Raw genomic sequence first — 20,493 nt, forward strand, 5'->3', positions numbered from 1 at the left:
TCCGGTGGCGCAGAACGGCCCGCCACTCGTCGAGTGGCGGGCCGTTTCGCGCCACTCGCGGGGAGGTGCGGCTGCAGGCGTTACTGGCGCTCGCCGAACGTCATCTCGATGCCGCCGAGGATGCCGGAGGCGAGGTTGTAGAGGTGGGCGGCGATCGTGGCGAGGGCCGTCATGAAGATGACGTTGAGGCTCGACACGAGGAGCGTCAGGCCGACGACCCGGCCGAAGCCCAGGTACTCGGTGATGTCGAAGCCGGAGGCGTCGTCGGCGAGCACGTTGGAGACGCTGTCGTTCAGGGCGCCCCAGACGCCGGTGATCTGCATGACCAGCCAGAACACCGTGACCGCGACGACGCTGACGACCATGAGCGCCACCGAGACGACGAACGCCATCTTCGTGACGCTCCACGGCTCGACGTGGCTGAGCTTGAGGCGCGCGGAGCGACCCGTGGCCGCCGGGGCGGTCTTGGTGACCTCACCTGCGGACTCGGCCTGCTTCGGCGCCTTCTTGGACTCGGGCTTCTGCTTCTTGGCCGGAGCCGGCTTCGGCTCGGCCTTCTGCTGAGGCTTCGCGGCGGGAGCCGTCGCAGGAGCCGCGGCCGGCGCAGCAGCCGGAGCGGCAGCAGCCTGGGTGGACGCCGCCGCAGCGGCGGCCGCGCCACCGGCAGCCGCACCCACAGCAGCACCCGCACCCTTCGGCGCCGGAGCGGCCTTGGCCTCAGGACGCGAGGGCGCCTTCTTCGGCTCGGCCTTCTTCGGCTCAGGCTTCGCCGCCGGCTGGGCCGGCACGGCCTTCATCGTCTGGGTGGGACGGTCGTCGGCCGACGGCGCGGGCGCCTTCGGCGGCGCCGGCTGGTCGTCACGGACCGCCGGGATCACCGAGGTCGTGTCGGGCGACGCCTGGGTGGTGCGCGCGTACTCCGCCTTGCTCAGCGGTCGGCGCGCGGTGACCGAAGGGGTCGTCCCGTTCGCCTTGGCGTTCTTGGCAGGCATGCCGTTCTGCTGACCGTTCTCCGGCTTCTGCTCACTCACTGTCGTCCCCGCTCGCGTTCGACTGCTCGGCCGTCTCGTCGTTCTCGTCCGTGCTCTCCGGGGTGGTGACCTCGGTGTTCCGGGCGATGGTGACCACGCGGTCGTTGCCCTTGAACTTCACGAAACTCACTCCCATCGTGCCACGGCCCTTCACAGGAACGCCGGACACGAGGCTGCGTGTGATCTGTCCGGACTCGGTCACGCTGATGACGTCGTCGGTGTCACGAAGCACCAGACCGCCCACCAGCTCGCCGCGCGACTCGGTGATCTGCATGGCCTTGATGCCCAGGCCGCCGCGGCCCTGGACGCGGTACTCGTCGATGCGCGTCTTCTTGGCGTAGCCGCCGTCGGTGACGGTGAAGACGTAGAGCTTCTGGCTGCCGTCGTCCTCGCCCTCGCCCTCCTCGTCGGCGCCGGCCTTGATGACCGTCATCGACAGCAGGGAGTCGTCGTCGCGGAACTTCATGCCCGTGACGCCGGAGGTGGCGCGGCCCATGGGACGCAGCTGCTCGTCGTCGGCGCGGAAGCGGATCGACTGCGCCTTGCGGCTGATCAGCAGGATGTCGTCCTCGGGCGAGACCAGCTCGGCCCCGACCAGCTCGTCGTCCTCGTCGCGGAAGTTGATCGCGATGACGCCGGCCTGGCGCGGGCTGTTGTAGTCCGTGAGGCGCGTCTTCTTCACGAGGCCGCGCTTCGTGGCGAGCACCAGGTAGGGCGCCTGCTCGTAGTCGCGGACCGCCAGCACCTGGGCGATCTCCTCGTCGGGCAGGAACGCCAGCAGACCGGCCACGTGACCGCCGCGCGCGTCGCGACCGCCCTCGGGAAGGTGGTACGCCTTCGCGCGGTAGACCCGGCCCGCCGTGGTGAAGAACAGGATCCAGTGGTGCGCGGTCGTGGAGAACACGTGCTCGACGACGTCCTCGCCGCGCAGCGACGCACCCCGCACGCCCTTGCCGCCGCGGTTCTGCACGCGGTAGAGCTCGGTCTTCGTGCGCTTGGCGTAGCCGCCCTTGGTGATCGTGACGACGAGCTCCTCGTCGGGGATCAGGTCCTCGTCCGAGAGGTCGCCGTCGGCCGCGATGATGCGCGAGCGGCGGTCCTCGCCGTACTTCGCGACGATCTCGGCCAGCTCCTCGCCGACGATCTCGCGCTGACGCTTCTCGCTGGCCAGGATCGCCTTGTACTCGGCGATCTCGGCCTCGATCTCGCCGAGCTCGTCGATGATCTTCTGACGCTCGAGCGCGGCCAGGCGACGCAGCTGCATGTCGAGGATCGCGGTGGCCTGGAGCTCGTCGATGTCGAGCAGCTCCATCAGGCCGTGGCGGGCCTCGTCGACCGTGGGGCTGCGACGGATCAGCGCGATCACGTCGTCGAGCTGGTCGAGGGCCTTCACGAGGCCACGCAGGATGTGGGCGCGCTCCTCGGCCTTGCGCAGTCGGTACTCGGTGCGACGACGGATGACGTCGACCTGGTGGCGGATCCAGTGCGAGATGAAGCCGTCGAGGGTCAGCGTGCGCGGGACGTCGTCGACGATCGCGAGCATGTTCGCGCTGAAGTTCGTCTGCAGGTCGGTGTGCTTGTAGAGGTTGTTCAGCACGACCCGGGCCACGGCGTCGCGGCGCACCTCGATGACGATGCGGCGGCCGGCGCGGTCGCTGGACTCGTCGCGCAGGTCGGAGATGCCCTGCACGCGGCCCGTCTGCGCCAGGTCGGCGATCTTGCGCATCAGAGCGTCCGGGTTCACCTGGTACGGCAGCTCGGAGACGACGAGCTGGATACGGCCCTTCGTGTCCTCCTCGATGTTCACCACGGCGCGCATCGGCACTGAGCCACGGCCCGTGCGGTACATCTCCTCGATGCCGTGGGTTCCGACGATGAGGCCGTCGGTGGGGAAGTCGGGGCCCTTGATGCGGGCCAGCAGCGCCTCGAGGAGCTCTTCGCGAGACGCGTCGGGGTGCTCGAGGGCCCACTGCACGCCCTCGGCGACCTCGCGGAGGTTGTGCGGCGGGATGTTGGTGGCCATGCCGACGGCGATGCCGGCCGAGCCGTTGACCAGCAGGTTCGGGATGCGCGCCGGCAGGACGGTGGGCTCCTGCGAGCGGCCGTCGTAGTTCGGCTTGAAGTCGACGGTCTCCTGCTCGATGTCGCGGAGCATCTCCATCGCGATGGGCGCGAGCTTGCACTCGGTGTACCGCATCGCGGCGGCCGGGTCGTCGCCCGGCGAGCCGAAGTTGCCCTGGCCGCTGATCATCGGCGCGCGCATCGACCACGGCTGCGCCAGACGCACGAGGGTGTCGTAGATCGCCGAGTCGCCGTGCGGGTGGTACTGACCCATGACGTCACCGACGATGCGGCTGCACTTGTTGAAGCCGCGGTCGGGGCGGTAGCCGCCGTCGTACATCGCGTACAGGACACGACGGTGCACCGGCTTGAGGCCGTCGCGCACGTCGGGCAGCGCTCGCGCCACGATCACGCTCATCGCGTAGTCGATGTACGAACGCTGCATCTCGTCCTGCAGCTCGACCGGTTCGATGCGGTCGCGCTCGATCGGGGTGTCGGTCACTTCTGTGTCCTTCTGTCTGTGGCCGGGCTACGCAGCGCGCCGCCGACCACCGGGGAGGTGGAGGTCAGATGTCGAGGAAGCGGACGTCCTTGGCGTTCCGCTGGATGAACGAGCGTCGCTGGTCGACGTCCTCGCCCATGAGGATCGTGAAGATCTCGTCGGCCACGGCGGCGTCGGCGAGGGTGACCTGGCGCAGCAGGCGGCCGTCGGGATCCATCGTGGTCTCCCACAGCTCGCTGGCGTTCATTTCGCCGAGACCCTTGTAGCGCTGCACCGGGGCCTCCTTGGGCAGGCGGTAGCCGGCCTCGGTGCCCGCGGCGACCACCGCGTCGCGCTCGGCGTCGGAGTACGCCAGCTCGTGCGCGTGGTTCGTCCACTTGACCTTGTACAGCGGGGGCTGCGCGAGGAACACGTGGCCGGCGTCGATGAGCGGCTTCATGAACCGGAACAGCAGGGTCAGCAGCAGCGTGGTGATGTGCTGGCCGTCGACGTCGGCGTCGGCCATCAGCACGATCTTGTGATAGCGCAGCTTGGCGATGTCGAAGTCCTCGTGGACGCCGGTGCCGAGGGCGCTGATGATCGCCTGGACCTCGGTGTTCTGCAGGATCTTGTCGATCCGCGCCTTCTCGACGTTGAGGATCTTGCCGCGCAGGGGCAGGATCGCCTGGGTCGCGGGATCGCGGCCGTTGCGCGCCGAGCCGCCGGCGGAGTTGCCCTCCACCACGAAGATCTCGCACTCCTCCGGGTTGCGGCTGGAGCAGTCGACCAGCTTGCCCGGGAGGCCGCCGCCGGAGCCGAAGCCCTTGCGGTTGCGGGCGAGGTCGCGCGCCTTGCGGGCGGCCACGCGCGCCGCGGCGGCGTCGATCGACTTGCGGACGATGTTCTTGCCCTCGGCGGGGTTGCGCTCGAACCAGGCGCCGAGCTCGTCGTTCAGCACCTGCTGGACGAAGCCCTTGGCCTCGGTGTTGCCGAGCTTGGTCTTGGTCTGGCCCTCGAACTGCGGCTCGGCGAGCTTGACCGAGATGATCGCGGTGAGGCCCTCGCGGATGTCGTCGCCGGTGAGGCGGTCTTCCTTCTTCTTGATGAGGTTGTTGGTCTCGGCGAAGCGGTTGACCGTGGTGGTCAGCGCCGCGCGGAAGCCCTCCTCGTGCGTGCCGCCCTCGTGCGTGTTGATCGTGTTGGCGAAGGTGTGGACCGACTCGCTGAAGCTGTCGTTCCACTGCATCGCGAGCTCGAGCGACAGGCCGTTCGCCTCGTCCTCGCGCTCGAGGTTGATGACGTCGCGGTGGATCGGCGCCTTGCTGCCGACGTTGATGTGGTTGACGTAGTCGACCAGGCCGCCGTCGTAGCGGAACGTGACCTCGCGCTCGACGTCGTCGGCGACGCCGTTGGGGTCGTCCTCGCCCTCGTGGCGCTCGTCGCGCAGCGTGATCTCGAGGCCCTTGTTGAGGAACGCCATCTCACGGAAGCGCGTCTTGAGCGTCTCGTACTCGTAGGTGGTGGTCTCGAAGATGTCGGCCGAGGCGTAGAACGTGGTGGTGGTGCCGGTCTCGTCGGTGGCCTCGCCGCGCTCGAGGGGAGCGTCCGGGACTCCGTACGTGAACGACTGGGTCCAGCGGTAGCCGTCGCGCTTGACCTCGACGTGCATCTTCGTGGAGAGCGCGTTCACGACCGAGACGCCGACGCCGTGCAGACCACCGGACACCTTGTAGCCGCCGCCGCCGAACTTGCCGCCGGCGTGCAGCGAGGTGAGCACCAGCGTGACCGCGGGGATCTTCTCCTCGGGGTGCTCGTCGACCGGGATGCCACGGCCGTCGTCGACGACCTTGACGCCGCCGTCGGCCTGCAGCACCACCTGGATGTTGGTGGCGTAGCCGGCGAGGGCCTCGTCGACCGAGTTGTCGACGACCTCGTAGACGAGGTGGTGCAGGCCACGCTCACCGGTGGAGCCGATGTACATGCCGGGTCGCTTGCGGACCGCCTCCAGCCCTTCCAGGACCTGGATGTTGCTCGCGTCGTACGTGCTGGGTGTCTCGGGCGCCTGGGTCACTGAACCAGTATACGGGGCCATTCTGTGCGTCTCACGGCACGACACCTTCTGTGGAGCGTTGATCCTTCATCCACATGTGCCGCTGAACGGCGCTAGAAGGCCGCTGGGAGTCACGACGAGGGGGTCGATCAAGGTTCCCATCGTCCACGAGCCTCCTGGGGCGTCCGCGAGGCTCTCCGCAACCTGGCTGTCACCCGCGGTCTGGGAAAGTGGAGGGGTGAGCTCCACGACCCGCGTCCCGTCACGGGTGTCGGGGCCGGCGCTGGTGGTCGGCGCCGCCGCCGTCACCGCGTTCGTCGTGCTCGTGCGCGTCGCCCTGATGTCCGAGCGCGGCCAGGCCGCCGACGAGCACGCGATGCTCACGGTGGCAGCCGGGCGCGAGGCCGAGCTGACCCTGCTGTCGATCCTGGGACGCGTGCCGATCTGGTCCGCCGCGACGCTCGCGGTCGTGTGCCTGCTGCTGGCCGCCCGGCGCCACCACTGGCGCGCCGTCATCGGCGCGGCGGTCGTGATCGTGGGCGCGAACGTCACCACGCAGGTCCTCAAGCAGGGTGTCCTCGAGCGGCCCGACCTCGGGTACGGCTTCCACAACTCGCTGCCGAGCGGGCACGTCACGGTGGCCGCGTCGGTCGTCGCCGCGCTGATGCTGGTCGTGCCGGCGGGGGCGCGGGCCGCCGTGGCGGGACTCGGCACGTTCGCCGTCGGGCTGACCGGCCTCTCGACGATCGTCGCGGGGTGGCACCGGCCCGCCGATGTCGTCGCTGCGCTCGTGGTCGCGCTCGGCTGGTTCGCGGTGGCCGTCGTGGTGCAGGGCGGTCGTCGGGCGAGGGCTCGGGCCGTGCTGCCCACTGCGCTGGTCGGCGCCGTCGCCGCCCTGATCGCGATCGTGCTGATCGGCGTGCGTCCGGTGGAAGGTATGGACGGCTTCGTCGACGCCTCCCTGGTGCTCGGCGCCGTCGCCTCGGTCACCGCTGTCACGGTGTCGGCGATGGCCTGGATCGCGCCCGACGCCTGAGCCCGCCCCTCCGGGGTGACGAACGATGAGGCATTGCGCCCCGCTGGGGTGCCCGAATGCCTCATCCTGCGTGCTCACCCGTAGGTGTCGCGCGGACCGCGGCCCTTCACCGAGCGGCGGCCCTTCTTCCAGCTCGGCGCCTGCGGACCCCGGACGTCGATCCGCAGCACCTGGCCGTCGCCGAGCTCCTCGTTGAGCTTGGCCACCAGGCGCGGGGCGAGCAGCTTGAGCTCCTTGGCCCACGCGGTCGAGGAGGTCTCGAGGTGCACGACACCGTCGGAGAAGCTGTCGACCCTGCAGTGCTGCGCCACCTCGGGGCCCACGATCGCGGCCCAGTCGGAGAACACCCGCGAGGCGGCGAGCCGGTCGTTCCAGCCCTGGTTCTGCACCATCTCGCCGAGGACGTCGCCGAGTGCGACGGCGTCCTCGCGGCCGCCGCGACGCGGTGGGGCGTTGCGGCGCATCGGCCGGCGGGTGCGAGCGGGCGGCGCGTTGCCGTTGCGGTAGGCGTCGGCGATCTCGCGCGCGAGGCGCAGGACGTCGTCGTCAGCCACGCGGGGTCACCACCGCGGCCGCGACGTCGAACGACTGGCCCACCAGCTCGGGCGGCACGTCGCCCTCGACCGCCGCCGTCACCAGGACCTGCTCGGCCGCGGCCACCCGCGCGGCCAGCCGCGAGCGTCGATCGCTGTCGAGCTCGGCGAACACGTCGTCGAGGATGAGGATCGGGTCGTCGCCCTCCTCGCGCAGCAGCGCGAACGCCGCCAGTCGCAGGGCCAGCGCGAGCGACCACGACTCACCGTGGCTCGCATATCCCTTCGCGGGAAGCGCGCCGATCGAGAGCAGCACGTCGTCGCGGTGCGGACCGACGAGGCTGATGCCGCGCTCGAGCTCCTCGCGCCGGCGGCGACCGATCTCGTCGAGCAGCGCCTTGGCGATGTCGTCGGGATCGCGCAGGTCCTGCACCCCCTCGACCGAGGGCTTGTAGTCCAGCGCAACGACCTGCCGGTCCGCGGCAGCGCCGGCCGCGACGTCGCGGTACGCGTCGGTGGCGTGCGGGGCCAGGGCGTCGAGGAGCGCGAGCCGCGCCGCGACCAGCTGGCCGCCGACCCGCGCGAGGTTCTCGTCCCAGATGTCCAGCGTGGAGATCTCGATGTTGCTGCGGCGGCCGGCGGTCTTCAGCAGGGTGTTGCGCTGCTTGAGCACCCGGTCGTAGTCGGCCTTCGCACCGGCCAGGCGCGGCGTGCGCATGACGATGAGGTGGTCGAGGAAGCGGCGGCGGTCGGACGGGTCGCCCTTCACGAGGGCCAGGTCCTCGGGGGAGAACAGCACGGTGCGCGCGATCCCGACGAGGTCGCGCACACGCGGCAGCGGGTTGCCGTTCACCCGCGCGCGGTTCGACTTGCCCGGCGTGATCTCGAGCTCGAGCAGCGCGGAGCGGTCCTCGCGCTGCAGCTGCGCGCGCACGATCGCGCGGTCGGCGCCGGCGCGCACGAGCGGAGTGTCGGAGGAGACGCGGTGCGAGTCCAGCGTGGCGAGGTAGTCGATCGCCTCCACGAGATTGGTCTTGCCCTGGCCGTTGGCGCCGATGAAGGCCACCGGACCCGCGGCCAGCTCGATCGCGACCGAGCCGTAGGACCGGAAGTCGGTCAGCTCGAGCCGGGTCACGTGCATGCGCCCAGCCTACGGCCGGCGAGATCTGTAGCGGTGTACACCTGTTTCAGCCGATTTCGGCGCTGAAAGGGTGGATACCGCTACAGATCTGGGTCGCGGGAGCGACAGGATCAGGCCGGCGGGACGTCGGGGCTCTCCTGGGCGGCGCGGACCGCGTGGCCGCCGAACTGCTGCCGCATCGCGGCGACGGCCTGCATCGCGGCCGACTCGTCCTGGCGCGAGACGAAGCGCGCGAAGAGCGAGGCGGCGATCGTGGGGGCGGGCACCGCGTTGGCGATCGCGGCCTCGACGGTCCAGCGACCCTCGCCCGAGTCCTCGGCGTAGCCGCGGACCTTCGACAGGCCCGGATCCTCCTCGAGCGCCTTGACCAGCAGGTCGAGCAGCCACGAGCGCACGACTGTGCCGACGCGCCAGGAGTCGAGCACCTCGGTGACGTTCTCGACCATGTCCACGGCCTCGAGCAGCTCGTAGCCCTCGGCGTAGGCCTGCATCATCGCGTACTCGATGCCGTTGTGGACCATCTTGCTGAAGTGGCCGGCGCCCACACGGCCCGCGTGCACGAAGCCGTTCTCGGCATCGGGACGCAGTGCGTCGAACGCGGGCTGGACCTTCGCGATGTCGTCGGCGTCGCCGCCGGCCATCAGCGCGTAGCCGTTCTCCAGTCCCCAGACGCCGCCGCTCACGCCGCAGTCGACGTAGCCGATGTTCTTCTCGGCCAGCTGCGCCGCGTGGATCTCGTCATCGGTCCAGCGCGAGTTGCCGCCGTCGACGACCACGTCGCCCTCGGAGAGCAGCTCCTTGAGCTCGGTGATCGTGCTGTGCGTGGGGTCCCCGTGCGGGACCATCACCCACACCACCTTGGGGCTGGGCAGCTGGTCGACCAGCTCGGCGAGCGATGTCACGTCGCTCAGCTCGGGATCGCGGTCGTAGCCGATGACCGTGAGGCCGGCATTGCGCATGCGTTCGCGCATGTTGCCGCCCATCTTTCCCAATCCGACGAGTCCGATGTGCATGGGCGCCTCCCGACGTCGTGGCGCGTTCAGTTCTGAAGACGAACCGGCATGATCAGGTAGCGGAACGCGCCATCGGGATCCGCTCCCACCTCCGCGACTCCGGACATCGCGGCGGGCTTGGTGTGCTGCGTGAAGGACAGGTGCACGACCGGCTCGGTCATGACGGACAGCCCTTCCAGCATGTAGTTCGGGTTGAAGCCGATCGAGATGTCGTTGCCCTCGATCGTGGCCTCGACGCTCTCGGAGGCCTGGGCCTCGTCGCCGCTGCCGGCCTCGAGGAGCACCTGGCCCTCGGAGAACGACAGCCGCACGGGCGTGTTGCGCTCGGCCACGAGGGCCACGCGCTTCACGGCGTCGACGAGCGTCTGGGTGCCGACGTAGGCGACCGTCTCGGCCTGCGCCGTGAACAGCTGGCGCACGCGCGGGAAGTCGCCCTCGAGCAGACGGGTGGTGGTGCGGCGGACGCCGCCGCCAACCGTGCCCTCGAAGCCGATGAGGCCGTCGCCGGACTCGCTGGTGGAGACCGCGATCGTGATGTCGCCGCCGGCGGTGAGCGCCTTGGCGGTGTCGGACAGCACGCGGGCGGGCACGAGTGCACGCGCCGAGATGTCGGAGGCCTCGGGGTACCAGGCGAGGTCGCGCAGGCTGGCGCGGAACCGGTCGGTGGCCATGAGGGAGATCGTCGAGCCCTCGAGCTCGAGGCGGATGCCGGTGAGCAGCGGCAGCATCTCGTCGCGCGAGGCGGCGGCGCTGGCCTGGCCGACGGCGGTGGCGAAGTCCTCGGCCTTGACCGTGCCGGACGAGGTGGGCATCGCGGGGAGCTGGGGGTACTCGTCGACCGGCATCGTCTGCAGGCTGAAGCGCGAGCTGCCGCACGTGACCTGGACCTTGGTGCCGTCGTGGACGAGGTCGACGGGCTTGCCGGCAGGCAGCGCGCGGACGATCTCGGCGAGGAGGCGGCCCGAGACGAGCGCCTTGCCCTCGTCGCTGACCTCGGCGGGCAGCGTGGCGCGCGTGGAGGTGTCGTAGTCGAAGCCCGAGAGGTGCAGCTCGTCGCCGACCGTCTCCAGCAGCAGGCCCGTGAGCACCGGGACGCTCGGGCGGGTCGGCAGGCTGCGGGCGGTCCAGCCGACGGCGTCGGCGAGGGTGTCGCGATCGATGCGGAACTTCACGTTCGGAGGCCTCTCATTCGTCAGTCGAATCCTGCCACGGTGAGCGTTCTTCCACACCCATGGGTGCACGTGACTTCGACTCGGGTTTCGGTCTTTGTACTTTCCGTCGTCGTAGTAGGGGCTGTGGATTCGGTGGACAACCCTCGTTTGTGCTGCGCTGCGGGAAATCCGTCGGTGGATGAAGTTGTGGTTCGTGCAGTGGGGGGACTCGTCCGGGCTGTGGACGATCATCGCGTGTTCACATGTGATTCACATGCAGATCGCCCGGATGCACCGATGAGGGCCGTTCATGCACAGGCGTTTCCCCAGGTGTGGGCGCCGGAGCATGTCAAGACTGGCGAGCCTGCTGGCGGATGCGTGCCGTCAGCTCGGTGACCTGGTTGTAGACGGCGTGCTTCTCGGCCATGAGCTTGCGGATCTTGCGCTCGGCGTGCATCACCGTGGTGTGGTCGCGGCCGCCGAACTCGCTGCCGATCTGCGGCAGGGACATCTCGGTCAGCTCGCGGCACAGGTACATCGCGATCTGGCGGGCCAGGACGAGGTTGCGCGAGCGGTTGGGTCCGCACAGCTCCTCGATCGTGTACTCGGAGTAGGCCGCGGTCTGGGCCATGATCATGCCGGCGGTGATCTCGGGGTCGTCGCCCTCGGCGATCAGGTCCTTCAGCACGATCTGGGCGAGCTGCAGGTCGACCGTGGTGCCGTTGAGGTTGGCGAAGGCCGTGGCGCGGATCAGCGCGCCCTCGAGCTCACGGATGTTGGTCTGCACCTTGCTGGCGATGAACTCGAGCACGTCGGCCGGCGCCGTGAGCTTCTCGGTGGCGGCCTTCTTGCGCAGGATCGCGATGCGGGTCTCGAGGTCGGGCGGCAGCATCTCGGTCTGCAGTCCCCAGCTGAACCGGTTGCGCAGGCGCTCCTCGAGGGTGCGCAGCTCGGCCGGCGGCCGGTCGGACGTCATCACGATCTGCTTGTTCTCGTTGTGCAGCGCGTTGAAGGTGTGGAAGAACTCCTCCTGCGTCGCGTCCTTGTTCTCGATGAACTGGATGTCGTCGACGAGCAGGACGTCGATCTCGCGGTACTTGCGGCGCAGCGCGGGGGTGCGGTTCTCGCCGATCGCGTTGATGACGTCGTTCACGAACTCCTCGGAGCTGACGTAGCGGACGCGCGACGAGGGGTAGAGGTTGATCACGTAGTGACCGATGGCGTGCAGCAGGTGGGTCTTGCCCAAGCCGGAGTCGCCGTGGATGACGAGCGGGTTGTAGGCCTTGCCCGGCGCCTCGGCCGCGGCGACGGCGGCCGCGTGGGCGAAGCGGTTCGAGGAGCCGATGACGAAGTTCTCGAACTGGTAGCGCGAGTTGAGCCGGGCCTCGGCGATGTTCGCGCGGTGGGTGGGGCCGGGGCCGCCCTGTCGTGCGGTCGGGCGGCTGACCCAGCTGGGGGTCAGTGAGTCGTCGTCGTCCTCGAAGTCCTCGTCGCGGTCGACAAGACGATTTGTCGACTTGTCGCCTTCTTGTTCCTCCTCGACGGTGATGGGCCCGGACACCAGGTCGGGCGCCTCGTCGACGACGTCGGGATCGATCGTGACCACGAGGCGGATGTCCTCGCCGGCCTGGGTCGTCAGCGCCTGCTCGAGGGCCGGACGCACGCGCGACTCGAGCTGGGCGCGCGAGAGGTCGTCGTGGACGGCGACGATGAGGATGCCGTTGTGCAGCGAGAGCGGCTTGGCCGCGTAGACGAAGACCTTGGCTCCGGGGGACAAGGTGGCGACGGAATCGCGCCAGACGGTCTCCAGCTCCAGCTCAGCCTCGTCGCGCACCGCACAGCCTTCCTTCCCACCCATGGCAGGACGTTTCCCGAGTTCTTCCCGGCATCGAGGTCGACCGACGACGGTTGTTCACACTGTTGTCCACACGTTGTGTATGAATCGGGTGGACGACACGTCCGTTCAGGGGAGGTGTCCTGTGGATATCCGGTGACGCTAGCAGCCGGTGCCGACCCGTCACAAGCGGGTTCGGCGATTTGTGGGGACGCTTCGGCGTGTCGCGTGGACGCCTTCCGCGGTTCAGGATAAGACTGGCCGCTTTGGGTCGGTTTGACCACGTCAGGCCGCCCCGCGTACCGTTGAGGGGTCGTCTCGAACGACGTCCGCCGCGTGCCCATGAACAGTTCCGGTCATGGGCGAGCGGTGGCCACTCCAACCGGCCACGAATCCGTACCGAAGGACCTCCTGTGAGCAAGCGCACCTACCAGCCGAACAACCGTCGCCGCGCCAAGAAGCACGGCTTCCGCCTCCGCATGCGCACGCGTGCCGGCCGCTCGATCCTGGCCGCGCGCCGCCGCAAGGGCCGCGACAAGCTGTCGGCCTGATTCCGCGTGCTGCCGCGCGTGCACCGCATGCGCGACGGTGAGGTGTTCCGCCAGGCGATCCGCCGCGGTGGCAAGGGCGTCCAGCCCGACCTCGTCGTCCACGTGGGTGGACCTGTCGAACCGACGGACGTCACGTCCGTCGGTTTCGTCGTGTCGAAGAAGGTCGGTCCGGCGCACGATCGCAATCGCGTGAAGCGCCGGCTCCGTCACCTCATGCGCGAGCGCATCGAGGCCGTCCCCACGGGCTCACGCGTGGTGATCCGTGCCCTTCCCGGCTCGGCCCACCGACGCGCGGCAGACCTCGGACCCCAACTCGACCAGGCGCTGCACACGGCGTCGTCGCGGATCCGGCCATGATGCGCCGGATCGTGGCGAGCCTGCTGCGCGCCTACCGACTGGTCATCAGCCCGATGTACGGGCAGGTGTGCCGCTACCACCCCAGCTGTTCGGCATACGCCCTCGAGGCGGTCGAGACGCACGGCGCCCTCAAGGGCTGCTGGCTCGCGATCCGTCGACTGGGCCGCTGTCACCCCTGGGCCGCGGGCGGGTTCGACCCCGTTCCGGGCCGTGATCGAGGAGAAGCATGTTCGACTTCCTAGGCACCATCGGCAGCGCCATCATGACGCCGCTGTACTACTTCGTGTCGGGAATCATCCTGGCGTGGCACTGGCTCTTCGAGCAGATCGGCATGGACCCCGACGGCGGCTGGACCTGGGTCCTGTCCATCGTCGGTCTGACCATCACGATCCGCGCGATGCTGATCCCGCTCTTCGTCAAGCAGATCAACTCCAGCCGCAACATGCAGCTGATCCAGCCGCAATTGCAGGAGCTGCGCAAGAAGTACGGTCACGACCGCGAGCGCTTCGCCCAGGAGCAGATGAAGCTGTTCCAGGAGACGGGCACGAACCCGTTCTCGTCCTGCATGCCGCTGCTGCTGCAGATGCCGATCTTCTTCGCCCTGTTCCGTGTGATCGACCAGGCGTCGCGCAAGGGTGCCGAGGGCGCGAAGGGCTTCCTCTCCGGTGATCAGGCCGAGTCCATCGCCAACGCGCAGTGGCTCGGTGGCAAGATCGCCGACACGTTCATCTCCAGCGAGCACCTCGAGACCAAGATCATCGCGATGGTCATGGTCGTGGCGATGTGCGCCACGCAGTTCTTCACGCAGAAGCAGCTGATGGCCAAGAACATGCCGCCGGAGGCGCTCAACGGCCCGTTCGCCCAGCAGCAGAAGATCCTGCTGTACGTGCTCCCCGTCGTCTTCGCGGTGTCGGGTGTGGCGTTCCCCCTCGGCGTGCTGGTCTACTGGACCACCTCGAACCTGTGGACCATGGGCCAGCAGTTCTGGGTCATCCGCAACAACCCCGCCCCCGGCACTCCGGCCTTCGCGGCGAAGCAGAAGCGCGACGCGGCCAAGGGCAAGATCGTCCAGGCTGACCCCGTCGTCGAGGCGAAGCAGGCGGCCGAGGAGCAGAAGGCCAAGCGTCAGCAGCCCAAGAAGAAGTCCCGCGACCAGCGTCGCAAGGGCGGCACGCCGCCCAAGCAGTCCCAGCCCCGCAAGGAGGATTCCGATGAGTGAGACCGATCTGGAGCGCGAGGGCGACATCGCCGCCGACTTCCTGGAGGAGCTGCTCGACATCGCCGACCTGGACGGCGACATCGACATCGATGTGGACGGCGACCGTGCCGCCGTGGAGATCATCGGGGGCAACCTGAGCCACCTCGTGGGTCGCGACGGCGAGGTTCTCGACGCCCTGCAGGAGCTCACTCGCCTGGCCGTGTACCGCGAGACCGGTGTGCGCAGCCGTCTGATGCTCGACGTCGACGGCCACCGCGCCGCCCGCAAGGCCGAGCTCGTCAAGATCGCCGCGGAGGCCATCGAGCGCGTGCAGGCCGAGGGCGAGTCCGTGGCCCTCGACGCCATGTCCCCCTTCGAGCGCAAGGTCATCCACGACGCGGTCGCCGACGCCGGCCTGCGCAGCGAGTCCGACGGTGCGGGCGCTGGTCGCCATGTCGTCGTGCTTCCGGCCGAGTGACCGTTTCACGTGAAACAGTGTTCGGCGAGCGGCTTCCGCTCGCCGAGCGCTACGCCGAACTCCTGGCGACGTCGGGCGTTGAGCGCGGCCTGATCGGCCCTCGCGAGGTCGACCGCCTGTGGGAGCGCCACCTCTTCAACTGCGCTGCCCCGGTCGCCCGCGTGCCTGAGGGTGCGTCCGTCGCCGATGTCGGTGCGGGCGCCGGGCTCCCCGGCATGGTCTGGGCGATCTCTCGTCCCGATCTGCACGTGACGCTGATCGAACCCCTCCTCCGCCGCACGACGTGGCTGGAGGAAGTCGTCGCCGACCTGGGTCTCGAGAGCCAGGTGACCGTGCTGCGGTCCCGCGCCGAGGATGTCGATCAGACCTTCGATGTGGTGACGGCCCGCGCCGTCGCGGCGCTCGACAAGCTTGCGCGCTGGTGCATGCCGCTGGTTCGCCCCGGAGGATTGCTGCTCGCCCTCAAGGGACGCAGTGCAGCAGAAGAGGTGGAGGCTGCGCGCGCCACCCTCGCTCGGCTGAAGGCCGGCGATATCGTGGTGGCGACGTACGGGCACCGGTGGGACCTCGAGGTTCCGACCACGCTCGTCGAAGTCCAGCGCCGATGACACGCCGTGGAACAGCGAATGTTCCACGTGAAACATGACAGGAGCCGTAGTGACGATTCCGACCGCCGCTGACTTCGCCGAGGAGCCGCTGGGGACGTCAGCGTCCACCCCCCTCGCCGACCAGGCCGGCTATCACGTCCAACTCATGGAGCGCCTTGCCTCCACTGGTCGCTACGAGCGACCGCGCCAGACGCGGGTGTTCGTCGTCGCCAACCAGAAGGGTGGCGTCGGCAAGACCACCACGTCGGTGAACCTCGCCGCGGCGATGGCGGCCCGCGGACTGTCCGTGCTGCTCATCGATCTCGACCCCCAAGGCAATGCCTCCACCGCGGCGGCGATCCCGCACGCATCGGGCACGCCGGGCACCTACGAGGTGCTCCTCGACGAGCTGCCGATCGACCACGCGGTCCAGACGAGCCCGGACGTGCCGGGACTACGCGTGGTGCCGGCCACGATCGACCTCGCCGGCGCCGAGATCGAGCTGGTGATGCTCGAGCAGCGCGAGCGTCGGCTCCGCAAGGCCATCGACACCTACCTCGCCGGGCCGGGTCGCGATGTCGACTACGTCTTCATCGACTGTCCCCCGTCGCTCGGCCTGCTGACCGTCAACGCCATGGTCGCCGCCCGTGAAGTACTGATCCCGATCCAGTGCGAGTACTACGCGCTGGAGGGCCTGAGCCAGCTGCTCGGCAACATCGAGCTGGTGCAGCAGCACCTGAACTCCGATCTCGACGTCTCCACGATCCTGCTGACGATGCACGACGCGCGCACCAACCTCTCGTCCAGCGTCGCTGCTGAGGTTCGAGGGCATTTCGGCGATCGCGTGCTCTCCACGGCGATCCCGCGCTCGGTCCGCATCAGCGAGGCACCGGGCTATCAGCAGACGATCATCACGTACGATCCCAACTCGACGGGAGCGCTGTCCTACCTGGAGGCCGCCCGCGAGATCACCCAGCGCGGCGCGGCGCCGGCCGACCAAGGAGCATCGTCATGAGCAACCCCCGACCCGGCCTCGGCCGTGGGCTGTCCGCCCTGATCCCCACGTCGCCGGCGCAGGCGAAGGAGACCGGTCTGGCGGAGGTCACGGGAGCGCGCCTGCGCGACATCCCGGTGGGTCATATCTCGCCGAATCCGCGCCAGCCGCGCTCGGTCTTCGACGAGGAGGCCATGGCCGAGCTGGTGCACTCCATCAAGGAGATCGGACTGCTCCAGCCCATCGTGGTGCGGCAGACCGGTCCCGAGGCCTACGAGCTGATCATGGGGGAGCGGCGCTGGCGCGCCCACCAGAAGGCCGGACTCGACGCCATCACCGCGGTCGTCCGTGAGACCACCGACGAGGACCTGCTGCGCGACGCACTGCTGGAGAACCTCCACCGGTCCGAGCTGAACCCCTTGGAGGAGGCGGCCGCCTACCAGCAGCTGCTGGAGGACTTCGGCTGCACGCAGGAGGAGCTCTCCGAGCGCATTGGCCGCTCCCGCCCGCAGATCACCAACACGATCCGGCTCCTGAAGCTCCCCCCGGCGGTCCAGCGCCGCGTGGCGGCCGGGGTCCTGTCGGCGGGCCACGCCCGGGCGCTCCTGGCGGTGCCGAACCCCGAGCTGCAGGACCGACTCGCCTCGCGCGTGGTCGCCGAGGGCATCTCGGTGCGTCAGCTGGAGGAGATCGTCCGCTTCGGCGACGAGGAGGCCACGCCCTCGGCTCGCAAGCTCAACACCCGTCCCACCTCGCCCCGCGTGGGCGAGCTGGCGCACCGGCTCTCCGAGCGTTTCGACACCCGGGTGAAGGTCGACTTCGGCAAGTCCAAGGGCAAGATCGTGGTCGAGTTCGCCACGATCGGCGACCTGGAGCGCATCGTCGACCTCATGGACCCCCTTCCGAAGCCGGACTGACGGTCCACTAGTCCACAAAACAACAAAGCCACTTGTCGACAAATCGACAAGTGGCTTTGTTGTTGGTGGTGTGTCAGGCGACGAACTCCGAGATCTCGGTGAGGATCGCGGACTTCGGACGCACGCCCACGATGGAGCGGACGAGCTCGCCCTGGTAGTACAGGTTGATCGTCGGCAGGCCGGTGACCCGGTACTGCGCGGGCGTGACGGGGTTGGCGTCGGCGTCCATCTTGACGACGGTCAGCGCGCCCTCCTTCTCGTTCGCGATCTCCTCGAGAATGGGGGCGAGCTGGCGGCACGGGCCGCACCAGGACGCCCAGAAGTCGACGAGCACGGGGCCCTCGGCCTTCAGGACGGTGGACTCGAAGTCGGCGTCGGTGACGGCGGCGATGTCAGCCATGGATTCTCCTCAGGGGTGGTGTGGTGGTCAGTCGGTCAGAGCGACCGCGGGCTCGGGGAGGCCGGCATGCTCGATGTCGGCCAGGAAGCGCTCGGCGTCCAGGGCGGCCTGGCAGCCGGTGCCGGCGGCGGTGATCGCCTGGCGGTAGGTGTGGTCGACGAGGTCGCCGGCCGCGAAGACGCCGCGCAGGTTCGTGGCGGTGGAGCCGGCCTGCGTCAGCACGTAGCCCTCGTCGTCGAGGTCGACCTGGCCGACCAGCAGCTCCGAGCGCGGGTCGTGGCCGATCGCGATGAACAGACCGCTGATGTCGAGGCGGCGCGTCTCGCCGTTCGTGGTGTCGCGCAGGGTGACGCCCTCGAGGATGCCATCGCCGTGGATCTCGGCGACCTCGCTGTTCCACGCGAACTCGAGCTTGTCGTTCGCGAAGGCACGGTCGGCCATGATCTTGCTGGCGCGCAGCTCGTCGCGGCGGTGCACGAGGGTGACCTTGTCGGCGAAGCGGGTGAGGAACAGGGCCTCCTCGACGGCGGAGTCGCCACCGCCGACCACGGCGATGTCCTTGCCGCGGAAGAAGAAGCCGTCGCACGTGGCGCACCAGCTGACACCGTGACCGGACAGCGCGTCCTCGCCCTCGATGCCGAGCTTGCGGTAGCCCGAGCCCATCGCCAGGATCACCGCGTGCGCCTGGAAGGTGGAGCCGTCGGCGAGCTTCACGGTCTTGACGTCGCCCGTGAGGTCGACCGAGGTGACGTCGTCGGCGACGAGGTCGGCACCGAAGCGCTCGGCCTGGGCGCGGAGGTTGTCCATGAGCGCCGGGCCCATGATGCCGTCGGGGAAGCCGGGGAAGTTCTCCACGTCGGTGGTGTTCATCAGGGCACCACCGGCCGTCACGGAGCCCTCGAAGACGAGCGGCTTGAGGTTGGCACGTGCGGCGTAGATGGCAGCGGTGTACCCGGAGGGGCCGGAGCCGATGATGATGAGACTGCGGACGTCGGTCATGAAGGAGCGCTTTCGATCGGGTTCACGTGCTTCAACGGATTCTAGGCGGTGAATGTTCCCCGGCGTCGCGGTCGGCTCACCGGCCGCGGACGATCGCGCGGCGGATCTCCCCGCGGTACTCGCCGTCGCCGATCTGGGGCAGCTCGCGGAGCCACACGACGACGTAGCGGGTGCGCACGTCGCGTGGCAGGGCGACCGAGAGGTCCTCGGCCGCGCTGTTGAGGGTGGCGACCTCGCGCAGGTCGTCGAGGTTCCGCGGCAGCTCCGAGATCGAGGAGGGCGCCGTGAGGATCGACAGGTCGGTCGGGGTGCCCGCGAGGCGCAGCCGGACCTGCTCCACCTGGCGCACGGTGCCGAGGTCGAGGATCAGCCCGACGCCGTCCTTGAGACCGCCGAGGTCGGCGCGTCCGTAGTACGTGGAGGTGCGCCAGCCGGTCTCGGGGTCGTCGTCGAGGATCGCCTGGGTGAGCTCGGGGTTCTCGCGGCGGTCCTCGCCCTGCGGGTCGAAGTCGACGACCCGTGCCAGCGGCAGCACCCGCACGGGCGTCTCGGGCGCCGACTGGGCGTACGGGTCGCCCACCTGGCCGGCTTCACGCCCGACGAGGAACGCCAGCACGCCCGACAGCACGATCGCGGTGATGAGTCCCAGCAGGATCAGGGCACGGTCGCCGTGCGTCATCATCTGCATGCGCGCGGTGAACCGCTCGCGACGCGTGGGCGGCTTCGGCTCGTACGCCTTGGGCCGGCGCCTCGGAGGCTCGAGACCGGGGGGCGGGCCCGACGGCTCCACCACGGGGTCGAGGCGCAGCAGGTCGGGCGAGGTCACGTCGTATCCGAGCGGTTCGTCGAAGAGGTCCTCGTCGCCCTCGCCGGCCTCGTAGAGCGCCCGCGCGATCTCCTCGGCCGACGTCAGGGCGTCGTAGGGGTGCCGCGACGGCTCGAGGATGCGGTCGCAGATCTCGTCGACGTCGCGCAGCACCCCGGCGCGCACTTGACGGGGGCGCAGCAGGTGCCCGTGCTCGGTGGGGGCGGCGCGCAGGCCGTCGACGTGGCCGCCCGGCCACCGGCTGACGAGGCAGGCGTAGAGGACCTTGCCCAGCGCGACCACATCAGCCGCACGGTACGAGGCGAGGTCGTCGTCGGAGTCCTGGTGGTCGGCAGGAGCCAGCGCGGTGGCGACGCCCAGACCCACGATGCGCACCGCGCCGGACTCCTTGAGGAGGATCTGGTGCGGCGTGAGGCGCCGGTGCACGAGGCCCCGGTCGTGGGCGTGCGCGAGGGATTCGGCCACCTCCGCCACGATCGCGGCGGCACGACGGTTGGGCAGCGGCGACTGGGCCAGCAGCCGGCTCAGCGGCGTGGCCTTGGCCCACTCGCGCACCACCACGTGCACGCCGTCCTCGTCCTGCAGCAGGTCGAGGACCCGCAGGAAGCGGTGGTCGGTGACGCTGGTGGAGCGGCGGGCAGCCTCGAGGAAGTTGGCGCCGCGAGGGTCGTCGGACGGCAGCAGCTCGACCCGCACGTTGCGGTGCAGCACCCGGTCGACCGCGCGCCAGTTGGAGGCACCGAGGCTCTCGCTGACGAGGTCGGCCAGCTCGTACCGCGAGGCGAGCACGTCGCCGGAGACGTGCGGTCTCCGGTCGCTCATCAGTCCTCCTCGGCCGGTGCGGGCGCACCTCCG

At 69.5% G+C, this 20,493-nt stretch carries 20 protein-coding genes; 9 read left to right on the plus strand and 11 right to left on the minus strand.

Annotated elements, in window-relative coordinates:
• Nucleotides 1-80 precede the first annotated feature (80 nt).
• From ACGWYL_RS05905 to gyrB, 3 genes are all read right to left on the minus strand, one after another.
• Nucleotides 81-992, minus strand: coding sequence for a DUF3566 domain-containing protein (locus tag ACGWYL_RS05905; RefSeq protein ID WP_395486669.1), 912 nt, complete (start codon nt 990-992; stop codon nt 81-83).
• Between the two features lie 31 nt (nt 993-1,023).
• The gene (gene gyrA, locus ACGWYL_RS05910) at nt 1,024-3,594 is read right to left on the minus strand and encodes a DNA gyrase subunit A (protein WP_395486670.1); all 2,571 of its coding nucleotides are present in this window, start codon (nt 3,592-3,594) and stop codon (nt 1,024-1,026) included.
• 64 nt (nt 3,595-3,658) lie between these two features.
• A complete protein-coding gene (gene gyrB, locus ACGWYL_RS05915) occupies nt 3,659-5,665 on the minus strand; it encodes a DNA topoisomerase (ATP-hydrolyzing) subunit B (protein ID WP_179427384.1) in 2,007 nt (668 codons plus the stop codon).
• Nucleotides 5,666-5,861: 196 nt separating this feature from the next.
• Between gyrB and ACGWYL_RS05920 the strand changes: the two genes are divergently transcribed.
• Complete coding sequence (locus ACGWYL_RS05920) at nt 5,862-6,659, plus strand: phosphatase PAP2 family protein (protein ID WP_269304440.1); 798 nt, start codon at nt 5,862-5,864, stop codon at nt 6,657-6,659.
• 74 nt (nt 6,660-6,733) lie between these two features.
• Here the strand turns inward: ACGWYL_RS05920 and ACGWYL_RS05925 are convergent, their stop codons facing one another.
• From ACGWYL_RS05925 to dnaA, 5 genes are all read right to left on the minus strand, one after another.
• Nucleotides 6,734-7,213 carry a DUF721 domain-containing protein gene (locus ACGWYL_RS05925; protein ID WP_395486671.1) on the minus strand — a complete coding sequence of 160 codons (480 nt, stop codon included), beginning with the start codon at nt 7,211-7,213 and terminating at the stop codon, nt 6,734-6,736.
• Complete coding sequence (gene recF, locus ACGWYL_RS05930; protein ID WP_395486672.1) at nt 7,206-8,333, minus strand: DNA replication/repair protein RecF; 1,128 nt, start codon at nt 8,331-8,333, stop codon at nt 7,206-7,208. The genes ACGWYL_RS05925 and recF overlap by 8 nt, the downstream gene beginning before the upstream one ends.
• A 110-nt stretch (nt 8,334-8,443) precedes the next feature.
• Nucleotides 8,444-9,346: a phosphogluconate dehydrogenase (NAD(+)-dependent, decarboxylating) gene (gene gnd / locus ACGWYL_RS05935; RefSeq protein ID WP_179427378.1), complete on the minus strand. Its 903-nt coding sequence runs from the start codon at nt 9,344-9,346 to the stop codon at nt 8,444-8,446.
• Nucleotides 9,347-9,372: 26 nt separating this feature from the next.
• Nucleotides 9,373-10,518: a DNA polymerase III subunit beta gene (gene dnaN, locus ACGWYL_RS05940; protein WP_179427376.1), complete on the minus strand. Its 1,146-nt coding sequence runs from the start codon at nt 10,516-10,518 to the stop codon at nt 9,373-9,375.
• A gap of 328 nt (nt 10,519-10,846) precedes the next feature.
• Complete coding sequence (gene dnaA, locus ACGWYL_RS05945) at nt 10,847-12,355, minus strand: chromosomal replication initiator protein DnaA (RefSeq protein WP_395486673.1); 1,509 nt, start codon at nt 12,353-12,355, stop codon at nt 10,847-10,849.
• 389 nt (nt 12,356-12,744) lie between these two features.
• Between dnaA and rpmH the strand changes: the two genes are divergently transcribed.
• The 8 genes from rpmH (at nt 12,745) to ACGWYL_RS05985 (ending at nt 17,413) form a co-directional block, all read left to right on the plus strand.
• A complete protein-coding gene (gene rpmH / locus ACGWYL_RS05950) occupies nt 12,745-12,882 on the plus strand; it encodes a 50S ribosomal protein L34 (protein ID WP_078699619.1) in 138 nt (45 codons plus the stop codon).
• Between the two features lie 6 nt (nt 12,883-12,888).
• Entirely contained in the window at nt 12,889-13,239 is a 351-nt protein-coding gene (gene rnpA, locus ACGWYL_RS05955; RefSeq protein WP_395486674.1) for a ribonuclease P protein component, read from the plus strand.
• Nucleotides 13,236-13,481: a membrane protein insertion efficiency factor YidD gene (gene yidD, locus ACGWYL_RS05960; protein ID WP_395486675.1), complete on the plus strand. Its 246-nt coding sequence runs from the start codon at nt 13,236-13,238 to the stop codon at nt 13,479-13,481. The genes rnpA and yidD overlap by 4 nt, the downstream gene beginning before the upstream one ends.
• Complete coding sequence (gene yidC / locus ACGWYL_RS05965; RefSeq protein ID WP_269304452.1) at nt 13,466-14,458, plus strand: membrane protein insertase YidC; 993 nt, start codon at nt 13,466-13,468, stop codon at nt 14,456-14,458. Before yidD ends, yidC begins: the two co-directional genes overlap by 16 nt.
• Complete coding sequence (locus ACGWYL_RS05970) at nt 14,451-14,915, plus strand: R3H domain-containing nucleic acid-binding protein (RefSeq protein ID WP_179427367.1); 465 nt, start codon at nt 14,451-14,453, stop codon at nt 14,913-14,915. Before yidC ends, ACGWYL_RS05970 begins: the two co-directional genes overlap by 8 nt.
• Complete coding sequence (gene rsmG / locus ACGWYL_RS05975) at nt 14,912-15,523, plus strand: 16S rRNA (guanine(527)-N(7))-methyltransferase RsmG (protein ID WP_179427365.1); 612 nt, start codon at nt 14,912-14,914, stop codon at nt 15,521-15,523. The genes ACGWYL_RS05970 and rsmG overlap by 4 nt, the downstream gene beginning before the upstream one ends.
• A 145-nt stretch (nt 15,524-15,668) precedes the next feature.
• Nucleotides 15,669-16,517 (plus strand): ParA family protein, encoded by an 849-nt coding sequence (locus ACGWYL_RS05980; protein ID WP_269307081.1) that lies wholly within the window; start codon nt 15,669-15,671, stop codon nt 16,515-16,517.
• Nucleotides 16,514-17,413, plus strand: coding sequence for a ParB/RepB/Spo0J family partition protein (locus ACGWYL_RS05985; RefSeq protein ID WP_395486676.1), 900 nt, complete (start codon nt 16,514-16,516; stop codon nt 17,411-17,413). The genes ACGWYL_RS05980 and ACGWYL_RS05985 overlap by 4 nt, the downstream gene beginning before the upstream one ends.
• 73 nt (nt 17,414-17,486) lie before the next feature.
• On the opposite strand, the gene trxA is transcribed toward ACGWYL_RS05985, so the two are convergent.
• The 3 genes from trxA to ACGWYL_RS06000 all read right to left on the minus strand — a co-directional run bounded on the left by trxA (nt 17,487) and on the right by ACGWYL_RS06000 (nt 20,460).
• Complete coding sequence (gene trxA, locus ACGWYL_RS05990) at nt 17,487-17,813, minus strand: thioredoxin (protein ID WP_179427359.1); 327 nt, start codon at nt 17,811-17,813, stop codon at nt 17,487-17,489.
• A 27-nt stretch (nt 17,814-17,840) separates the two neighbouring features.
• The gene (gene trxB / locus ACGWYL_RS05995; RefSeq protein ID WP_179427357.1) at nt 17,841-18,812 is read right to left on the minus strand and encodes a thioredoxin-disulfide reductase; all 972 of its coding nucleotides are present in this window, start codon (nt 18,810-18,812) and stop codon (nt 17,841-17,843) included.
• Nucleotides 18,813-18,888: 76 nt separating this feature from the next.
• Nucleotides 18,889-20,460 carry a protein kinase gene (locus ACGWYL_RS06000; RefSeq protein ID WP_395486677.1) on the minus strand — a complete coding sequence of 524 codons (1,572 nt, stop codon included), beginning with the start codon at nt 20,458-20,460 and terminating at the stop codon, nt 18,889-18,891.
• Between the last annotated feature and the right edge of the window lie 33 nt (nt 20,461-20,493).

Origin of the sequence: Aeromicrobium sp. JJY06 (assembly GCF_044069275.1) — a bacterium.
In the GTDB taxonomy this organism is placed as follows: Bacteria; Actinomycetota; Actinomycetes; order Propionibacteriales; family Nocardioidaceae; genus Aeromicrobium; species Aeromicrobium tamlense.